A 9420-nucleotide genomic window follows, 5' to 3' on the forward strand; every position below is an offset into this window, starting at 1 on the left:
CTCTGCCGCGTGCCGCGGCATTCACCCCCCGAGGGTATTTCCGGCAAGAGGAAGGACTGGACAGGCGCGTGACGGACCTGCTGACCGCCAACGACCGGCCGGGCGCATACCCGGCAAGCTGGTATGCCGCGACGGTGGACCTGCCGCAGCCGCGCCCGGCGCTTTCGGGTGAGATCCGCGCGGACGTCTGCGTGGTGGGGGCAGGCTATACCGGGCTCTCGGCGGCGCTGCACCTCGCGCAGCGGGGCTTGCGGGTGGTGGTGCTGGAGGCCAGCCGCGCGGGCTTTGGCGCCTCGGGGCGCAACGGCGGGCAGCTGGGCTCCGGCCAGCGGGTGGGGCAGCGGGAACTGGAGCGGCTGATCGGGCGGCCGGGCGCCCGCAGGCTCTGGGAGCTGGGCGAGGAGGCCAAGGGGCTGGTGCGCCACCTGGTCGCGGCGCATGGCATCGACTGTCACCTGAGGCCGGGGATCGCGCATCTGGGCCATAGCGACGCCGAGCGCGCGGAGATCCACGAAGAGGCCACCTACCTTGCCGCGGAATACGGCTACGACCGGATCGAGACGCTGGATGCGGAGGCGGGGCATGCGCTCTGCCCCTCACCCGTCTACCGGGGCGGTGCGCTGGACATGGGGGCCGCGCATCTGCATCCGCTGGCCTTCGCGCTGGGTCTGGCGCGCGCGGCGGAGGCCGCGGGGGCGCGGATTTGCGAAAACAGCCGCGTGGTCGAGGTGATGGAGGGGCCGGAGCCGGCTGTTCGCACGGCGCAGGGCCTTGTACGGGCCGATCATGTCATCCTTGCCGGCAACGGCTACCTGGGGGGGCTGAACCGGCAGATCGCGGCCCGGGTCATGCCGATCAACAATTTCGTGGTGGCGACCGAGCCGCTGGGCGACCGCGCGGCGGAGGTGCTGACGCGCGACGTGGGCGTGGCGGATACGAAATTCGTCGTGAACTATTTCAGGCTCAGTCACGACGGCCGGCTGCTGTTCGGCGGCGGGGAAAGCTATGGCTACCGCTTTCCGGCCGACATTGCGGCGCTGGTGCGGCGGCCGATGCTGAAGGTCTTTCCGCAGCTCTCGGACGTGCGGATCGAGCACGCCTGGGGCGGGACGCTGGCCATCACCATGCGGCGGCTGCCCTATCTTGCGCGGGTGGCGCCACGGGTCCTGTCGGCCTCGGGCTACTCGGGGCACGGCCTGGGCCTTGCCACGCTGTCGGGCCGGCTGATGGCCGATGCGGTGGCGGGCGAGGCCGAGGGCTTCGACGCCATGGCGGCGATCCCGACGGTGCCCTTCCCCGGAGGCACGGCGCTGCGCAGCCCGCTGCTGGTGCTGGCGATGAGCTGGTACGCGCTGCGCGACCGGCTGGGCGTGTGAAAGGCGCGCATGCGAACGACCGCGCATTGACGATTCGCTCGGCAGTCTCTAAATGGTCATGGAGCCTTGGCGCAATCGGTGCGCCTCACGTTTCGGCTCGGACAGACGCTACGGGCCAGGTGTGTCCGTAAATCACGGATATACATGACCAAGTTTACCGATCTCGACCTCAACCCGAAGGTTCTGAAGGCGATCGAGGAAGCGGGTTACGAGACCCCCACCCCGATTCAGGCAGGCGCGATTCCGCCCGCGCTGCAGGGACGCGACGTCCTCGGCATCGCGCAGACCGGCACCGGCAAGACGGCAAGCTTCACGCTGCCGATGATCACGCTTCTGGCCCGCGGGCGCGCGCGGGCGCGGATGCCGCGCAGCCTTGTACTCTGCCCGACGCGCGAACTGGCCGCACAGGTGGCGGAGAATTTCGACACCTATGCCAGGCACGTCAAGCTGACGAAGGCGCTGCTCATCGGCGGCGTGAGCTTCAAGGAGCAGGACGCGCTGATCGACAGGGGCGTGGACGTGCTGATCGCCACGCCGGGGCGGCTGCTGGACCATTTCGAACGCGGCAAGCTGCTGCTGACCGGCGTGCAGATCATGGTGGTGGACGAGGCCGACCGAATGCTCGACATGGGGTTCATCCCCGACATCGAGCGGATCTTCAGCCTGACCCCCTTCACCCGGCAGACGCTGTTCTTCTCGGCCACCATGGCGCCCGAGATCGAGCGCATCACCAACACCTTCCTGCAGGCGCCCGAACGGATCGAGGTGGCGCGGCAGGCCACCGCGTCGGAGACGATCGAGCAGCGGGTGGCGATGTTCCGCCCCGGACGGCGCGACCGCGAAGCCAGCGACAAGCGCCGCCTTCTGCGCGCGCTGATCGAGCACGAGGGCACGGCCTGCAAGAACGCGATCATCTTCTGCAACCGCAAGATCGAGGTCGACGCGCTTGCCAAGTCCCTGAAGAAATACGGCCTGGACGCGGCGCCCATCCACGGCGACCTGGATCAGTCCACGCGGACGAAGACGCTCGATGCCTTCCGGGACGGGACGCTGCGTTTTCTCGTGGCCTCGGACGTCGCGGCGCGGGGCCTCGACATCCCGGCGGTGAGCCATGTCTTCAACTTCGACGTGCCCACCCATGCGGAGGACTACGTGCACCGCATCGGGCGCACGGGCCGGGCCGGGCGCGAGGGCAAGGCATTGACCATCTGCGGGCCGCGCGACGAGAAATACCTCGCCGACATCGAGGCGCTGCTCCAGAAGGAGATCCCGCGCCTCGACCTGCCGGAGACCGCGCCCGGAGCCGCGCAGGACACCGAGGCCGCGGCGCCAGCCAGCGACGAGAAGCCGAAGCGCAGCCGGGGAGGCCGCGGCCGAAAGAAGCCGGAGCTGCAGGAAACCGTTCCGGCGGAAGCGACGCCCGAGGCTGTCGAGACGCCGAAGACCGAACCGGCACCGAAGACCGAACCGGCACCGAAGCAGGCGCGCGGCCGCAAGTCCACAGGCAAGGACAAGGACAGCGCCGAGGGCGGGAAAATCGTCGGCATGGGCGATCACCTGCCCCGCTTTATCGCTCTCAGCCTCGAGGAACGCCTGGCGGGCTGATGCCCTAGGCCGCGTTCGACGGCGAGGTTTCCCCGGCGGAGGATAATCCGCCTGCTTCTCATGCCCCGCGGACAGGACAGTGCAGACATATCGTTTCGACGATGCGCCCTCGGGACGGGCCGGCGCCGAGCCGCCGTGCCGGGCGGTCATGATCTCCGTGCTTTGCGACATCATGGGCCTGACACGTCCTGCCGCGCCGGCAGGGGGCGATCATGCCGGCCTTGGCCGCCATCGCGCGGCGCTCGCAGCCCCCGGGATCTGCCCCGCGCTCAGCCCAGGCGGCTGATCACCACGGTCACCTCGGGCTTCTTGCCCACCTCGTTCACGGAGGTGTTGCGCACGATCCGCCGCAGCCCGTCCTCGAGCTTGTCGTCGTCGGCCAGCACCTTGCGACCGGCGCGGCCGACGAACTGGGCCAGGTCCTCCTCGATCACGTCCGTCAGCGGCGCCCTGGAGCGTCCCGTTTCGGGCAGGCCCATCAGCTCGCACCACGGATCGCCCAGCGTGTCGCCATCCTCGTCGATGATGAGCGTCACCAGCGCGTGGCCGTTCAGCGCCATGCGGATGCGGTCGCGCACCACGCCGTCCAGCGCGCCGATCTGCACCGCCCCGTCCAGATAGGTGCGCCCGGCCTCGATGTGCTCGGCCACCTTCGGCGTTTCGCCGGTGAGGTCCAGCATCGTGCCGTTGACCGCAATGGCCGCCTCGTACCCGCGGCTTTTCGCAAGCTTGACATGCTCGCGCAGCATCCGGTGCTCGCCGTGCATCGGGATGACCATCCGGGGCTTCACGAGGTCGTGCATCCGCTCCAGGTCCGGGCGGTTGGCATGGCCCGAAACGTGGTAGCGGTCGGTGGAGTCGTCGATCACGTCCACCCCGATCTCGGACAGCTGATTGACCACGCGCAGCACACCGCGCTCGTTGCCGGGGATCGTCTTGGACGAGAAGAGGAAGGTGTCGCCGGACTTGAGCTCGATCCCCTGATACTTGCCGCGGGCAAGCTGGGCCGAGGCGGCGCGCCGCTCGCCCTGGCTACCGGTGACGATCAGCATCAGGTTCTCGCGCGGCAGGCCGGCCGCGTCTTCCGGGCTGACGGTGGAGGGGAAATCGGTCAGGACGCCGGTTTCCACTGCCGCCTCGACCATGCGGCGCATCGCGCGGCCCATCAGGCAGATGGAACGGCCCGCACGCACGCCGGCCTCTGCCAGCGTCTTCAGCCGCGCGACGTTGGAGGCAAAGGTTGTGGCCACGACCATGCCGCCCGCGCCTTCGACCAGCGCCTCGATCTCCGACGACAAAGTTGCTTCGGACCGGCCGGGACGGTGGACGAAGACATTGGTGGAATCGCAGATCAGCGCCTGGACACCCGGTTTGGCTACCTCCTGCCACGCGGCGGCGTCGAAGGCTTCGCCCACCACCGGGGTCACGTCGATCTTGAAATCGGCGGTGTGCACGACCCGGCCCGCGGGCGTGTCGATCACCAGCGAGGCGCTTTCCGGGATCGAATGCGACACCGGCAGGAATCCCACCCGGAACGGTCCCGCCTCGATCATCTCGGGCATCGGCTGCGCGATCTTCACCTTCGCGGGATCCTGCCCGTGCTCTTCCATCTTCAGGCGCGCGAGATGGCCGGTGAAGGCGCGGGCATGGACGGTGGGACCGCCGATCCGCCGCCAGAGATGGCCCAGGGCGCCGACGTGATCCTCATGCGCGTGCGTGATGAACACCGCCTCCAGCCGGTCGGCGTTCGCCTCCAGCCAGGCGACGTCGGGAAAGATCAGGTCGACGCCGGGCGTGCTGTCCATGTCGGGGAAGGTGACGCCCAGATCGACAAGGATCAGACGTTCTGCGCCCTTCGGCCCGTAGCCGAAGACATAGGCGTTCATGCCCACCTCGCCCGCGCCGCCGAGAGGAAGATAGATCAGGCGTTCGGCACTCATGTGGCGGTCTCCGGTTTCTTGTTATGGGCATGGATCACGGTGAGCCCGTGCATGGTCAGGTCGTCGTCGAAGCGGTCGAAGAGCGCCTCTGCCTGCTGGAAGAGCGGGGCGAGGCCCCCGGTGGCAATCACCTTCATCGGGCGGCCGCGCTCTGCCTTGATCCGGTCGCAGATCTCGCGGATGAGGCCGATGTAGCCCCAGAAGATGCCCGACTGCATGCAGGCCACGGTATTCGTGCCAACCACGCGCTGCGGGCGGCTGATGTCGACATGCGGCAGGGCGGCGGCCGCCTCGTGCAGGGCGGCAAGCGACAGGTTGACGCCCGGCGCGATCACGCCGCCCACATAGGCGCCGTCGTCGTCCACCACGTCGAAAGTGGTGGCGGTGCCGAAGTCCACCACGATCAGGTCGCCGCCGTAGCGGTCGTGCCCCGCCACCGTGTTGACCAGCCGATCCGGGCCGACCTGCGTGCCGGGGTCCACCCGGACCTCGACCGGCAGCGCACAATCCGGGCGCCCCACCACCAGCGGACGGGTATGAAAGTAGCGGTCGGCCAGAACGCGCAGATTGAAGACGACCCGCGGCACGGTGGACGAGACGATGACGTCGGTGATGTCGGGCTCGATCCGCTGAAACGCCTTCAGCGTGGAGAGCCAGACGTAATACTCGTCCGCGGTGCGCAGATGCTGTGTCGCCATGCGCCAGGTGGCGACGAAGCGCGTACCGTCCCAGATCGAGAAGACGGTGTTGGTGTTGCCGCAATCAACCGCCAGCAGCATGGTCCGCTCCCTCGGCAAAGAAGACGTCGGCGGCGGCGATCGCCTGTCGCCCCCGGGCCGTCATCAGAATCAGCCGGCCGCTGTCGTCCACATCCTCGAAACTCCCTGTGACGACCCCGCCGGCGCTGCGCGCCGTCACCACCTCGCCCCGCCGCGCCGCCCGTTCCAGCCAGGCCGCGCGGATCGGGCCGAAGCCGTAGGTGGCAAGCGCCCGCGCCCGCCGGTCGAAGGCCCGGGCCAGCGGCGTCAGGAACGCCTCTGCGGTCACGAAAAGGCCAAGACCCTCGGCCAGCGAAACCGGCGGGATGGCGCCCGGTTCCAGAGCGCCGCGCTCCGGCGCATGGGCCAGGTTCACGCCGATGCCGATGGCCAGGTGCGCGGGCTGCACGGTTTCCAGCAGGATGCCTGCAAGCTTGCGACCACCGAGCAGCACGTCGTTCGGCCACTTGAGCGCAAAGGGGTCCGTGCGGCCCGTGACCTCGACGCAGGCATCGTGCAGGGCAAGCGCCGCCACAAAGGAATGAAGCGCGGCTTGCGTAAGCGCGGGCGCGGGCATGAGCAGCGTCGCGGCCAGGTTTCCCGGCGGATCGGCCCAGGCCCGGCCACGCCGCCCGCGGCCGGCAGTCTGACGCCGCGCCACGATCCAGAGCGGTGCAGCCGTTTCGGGCGCACGGGCCGCGGCCTCCGCCATGGTCGAGGGCGTCTCGTCCAGGACGACGCGCCCTGCTCCCTCGGGCCAGCCCGCAGGCAGGTTACTGGACAAGCGATGCCGCCGCGGCGGCTGCCGCGCCCTCGATCCCGAAAAGGTTGACGATCCCCACCAGCATCACGATGGCCGAGGCCATCAGCGCAGTATAGAGCACCGCGCCGCCACCGGCTTCCAGCGGTTCGCCCCGCTCTTCGCCGAAATACATGAAATAGACGATCCGGAGGTAGTAGTAGGCGCCGATCACGCTGGCCACAACGCCGGCGACGGCCAGCCAGACAAGCCCGCCCTCATAGGCCGCGCGCAGCACGTAGAGCTTGGCGAAGAAGCCAAGGAAGGGCGGCACGCCGGCGAGGCTGAAGAGCAGCACCAGCATGGCCATGGCGCGCCCCGGCTGATGACGCGCATACATGTTGAGCGCGCCGATCTCCGTCACCGGGGCGCCGCCCCGCTCCATCGAAAGGATGAAGGCAAAGGTGCCCACGCTCATCACGACGTAGATGGCCAGGTAGACGAGCATCGCCTGCACGCCGAAGACCGTGCCGGCCGCGAGCCCCATCAGGGCGTAACCCATGTGCGCGATCGAGGAATAGGCCATCAGGCGCTTGATGTTGCCCTGCCCGATCGCCGCGATCGAGCCCAGGAACATCGACAGCAGCGACAGCACCGCCACCACCTGCTGCCAGTCCGCGACCACGCCGCCGAAGGCGTCGAAGAGCATGCGCGCGAAAAGCGCCATCGCCGCGATCTTGGGCGCGGTCGACAGGAAGGCGGTCACAGGCGTCGGCGCGCCCTCGTAGACGTCGGGCGTCCACATGTGGAAGGGCACGGCCGAGACCTTGAAGGCGAGGCCGGACACCAGCAGCACCAGCCCGATCAGCAGGCCCAGATCGGCGCGCCCCTCGCCCGCCGCCTGAACGATGCCGGTAAAGAGCGTGGTGCCCGAGTAGCCGTAGACCAGCGAGGCGCCGTAGAGCAGCAGGCCCGAGGCCAGCGAGCCCAGGATGAAGTATTTCAGCCCCGCCTCGGTCGATTTCGCGCTGTCGCGCCGGAAGGCGGCGAGGACGTAAAGCGCGAGCGATTGCAGCTCCAGCCCCATGTAGAGCGACATCAGGTCGCCCGCCGAGACCATGACCATCATGCCCACCACGGCAAGCGCCACGAGCAGCGGATACTCGAACCGCAAAAGCCCGCGCCGCTGCATGTAACCCTGGCTGATCGCGAGGACCGCGGCGGCCGAAAGCAGCAGCGCCGCCTTGGCGAAGCGCGCGAAGGCGTCGCTCACGAACATGCCGTCGAAGGCCACGTCGGCGCCCGGCCCCCGCGTCGCGATCCAGGCCGCGAGCAGGGTGAAGACGCCCGCCGTCACCCATGTGAGCGGCGCGGCCAGGTCGTCTTTCAGCGTATAGACCGCAACCAGCAGAGCCGCTATCGCGTAGACGGACAGCAGGATCTCGGGCAGCAGGATGACGAGGTCCTGTCCGATCATTGCGGGGTCTCCTCTGCCGCTGTCGCGACCATGGTCGCGGTCTCATGCTCGGCAAGCGCGGTGTGGTAGCCCTCGAGCAGGTGCGCGACCGAGGGGCCGATGATGTCGGTGACGGACGCGGGATAGACGCCCAGCAGCAGGGTCATCGCCACGAAGGGGGCAAAGATCGCCTTTTCGCGGCGGTCCATGTCGGTGATCGACTTGAGGCTTGCCTTGATCAGGTCGCCCAGCACCACCCGGCGGTAGAGCCACAGAGCATAGGCCGCGCTCAGGATCACGCCCGTGGCGGCCACCGCCGTGACCCAGGTGTTGACCTGGAAGGTGCCCATCAGCGTCAGGAACTCGCCGATGAAACCGCTGGTGCCCGGCAGGCCCACGTTGGCCATGGTGAAAAGCATGAAGACCGCGGCATAGGCCGGCATCCGGTTCACCAGACCGCCGTAGGCCTCGATATCGCGGGTGTGCATCCGGTCGTAGATCACCCCCACGCAGAGAAAGAGCGCACCGGAGATGAAGCCGTGGCTGATCATCTGGAAGATCGCGCCATCCACCCCCTGCTGGTTCGCCGCGAAGATGCCCATGGTCACGAAGCCCATGTGCGCGACCGAGGAATAGGCGATCAGCTTCTTCATGTCCTCCTGCGCCAGCGCCACGAGGCTGGTGTAGACGACCGCGATCGCACTGAGCCACAGGATGAGCGGCGCGATCACGTCGGCGCCCACCGGGAACATCGGCAGGCTGAAGCGCAGGAAGCCGTAGCCGCCCATCTTCAGCAGGATCGCGGCCAGCACGACGGACCCGGCCGTTGGCGCCTGCACATGCGCGTCCGGCAGCCAGGTGTGGACCGGCCACATCGGCATCTTGACCGCGAAACTGGCGAAGAAGGCGAGGAACATCAGCGTCTGCGCGCCGCCGACGATCTGGAAGCCCCAGAGGCTCAGCGTCTCGGACGCGAACTGATGCCGCAGGAGCGCCGGGATGTCGGTGGTGCCCGCGTCGACATACATCGCCACCATCGCCACCAGCATCAGCACCGAGCCGAGGAAGGTGTAGAGAAAGAACTTGAAGGCCGCGTAGATCCGCTCCTTCCCGCCCCAGATCCCGATGATCAGGAACATCGGGATCAGCCCCGCCTCGAAGAAGAGGTAGAAGAGCACCAGATCCAGAGCCACGAAGACGCCGATCATCAGCGTCTCGAGCACGAGGAAGGCGATCATGTATTCCTTCACCCGGTCGGTGACATGCCACGATGCCGCGATCGTCAGCGGCATGATGAAGGTCGTCAGCAGCACGAAGAGCACGCTGATCCCGTCCACGCCGACCTTGTAGGTCAGGCCGAAGATCCAGTCCGCCTCTTCCACCATCTGGAAACCGGTGTCGGCCGGGTCGAACTGGAAGAGCACGAAAAGCGAGATCAGGAAGGTGGCCGAGGTCGCGATCAGCGCCAGCCACTTCGCGTTCCGCTGCGCCGCCTCGTCCTCGCCGCGCAGGAAGACGGCCAGGATCAGCGCCGCGATGGCGGGCG

At 68.3% G+C, this 9420-nt stretch carries 7 protein-coding genes; 2 read left to right on the forward strand and 5 right to left on the reverse strand.

All coding sequences use genetic code 11. The features are described 5' to 3' along the window. Positions 1 to 68: 68 nt before the first annotated feature. Positions 69 to 1376 carry an NAD(P)/FAD-dependent oxidoreductase gene (locus ACLFOB_RS12545; protein ID WP_410926281.1) on the forward strand — a complete coding sequence of 436 codons (1308 nt, stop codon included), beginning with the start codon at positions 69 to 71 and terminating at the stop codon, positions 1374 to 1376. A 144-nt stretch (positions 1377 to 1520) separates the two neighbouring features. After that, the gene (locus ACLFOB_RS12550; RefSeq protein WP_410918025.1) at positions 1521 to 2981 is read left to right on the forward strand and encodes a DEAD/DEAH box helicase; all 1461 of its coding nucleotides are present in this window, start codon (positions 1521 to 1523) and stop codon (positions 2979 to 2981) included. 269 nt (positions 2982 to 3250) lie between these two features. Here ACLFOB_RS12550 and ACLFOB_RS12555 read toward each other — a convergent pair whose 3' ends face one another. The 5 genes from ACLFOB_RS12555 to ACLFOB_RS12575 form a co-directional block, all read right to left on the reverse strand. Then, a complete protein-coding gene (locus ACLFOB_RS12555) occupies positions 3251 to 4921 on the reverse strand; it encodes a ribonuclease J (RefSeq protein ID WP_410918027.1) in 1671 nt (556 codons plus the stop codon). Then, the gene (locus ACLFOB_RS12560; protein ID WP_410918028.1) at positions 4918 to 5700 is read right to left on the reverse strand and encodes a type III pantothenate kinase; all 783 of its coding nucleotides are present in this window, start codon (positions 5698 to 5700) and stop codon (positions 4918 to 4920) included. The genes ACLFOB_RS12555 and ACLFOB_RS12560 overlap by 4 nt, the downstream gene beginning before the upstream one ends. Beyond that, positions 5684 to 6463: a biotin--[acetyl-CoA-carboxylase] ligase gene (locus ACLFOB_RS12565; RefSeq protein WP_410926278.1), complete on the reverse strand. Its 780-nt coding sequence runs from the start codon at positions 6461 to 6463 to the stop codon at positions 5684 to 5686. Before ACLFOB_RS12565 ends, ACLFOB_RS12560 begins: the two co-directional genes overlap by 17 nt. Beyond that, on the reverse strand, positions 6453 to 7895 hold the full coding sequence (gene nuoN / locus ACLFOB_RS12570) for an NADH-quinone oxidoreductase subunit NuoN (RefSeq protein ID WP_410926279.1): 1443 nt from the start codon (positions 7893 to 7895) through the stop codon (positions 6453 to 6455). The genes ACLFOB_RS12565 and nuoN overlap by 11 nt, the downstream gene beginning before the upstream one ends. Beyond that, the coding region (locus ACLFOB_RS12575; protein ID WP_410926280.1) for an NADH-quinone oxidoreductase subunit M at positions 7892 to 9420 on the reverse strand (1529 nt) is incomplete at its 5' end. The genes ACLFOB_RS12575 and nuoN, both read right to left, overlap by 4 nt.

Origin of the sequence: Rhodosalinus sp. (assembly GCF_046542825.1) — a bacterium.
Classification (GTDB): domain Bacteria; phylum Pseudomonadota; class Alphaproteobacteria; order Rhodobacterales; family Rhodobacteraceae; genus Rhodosalinus.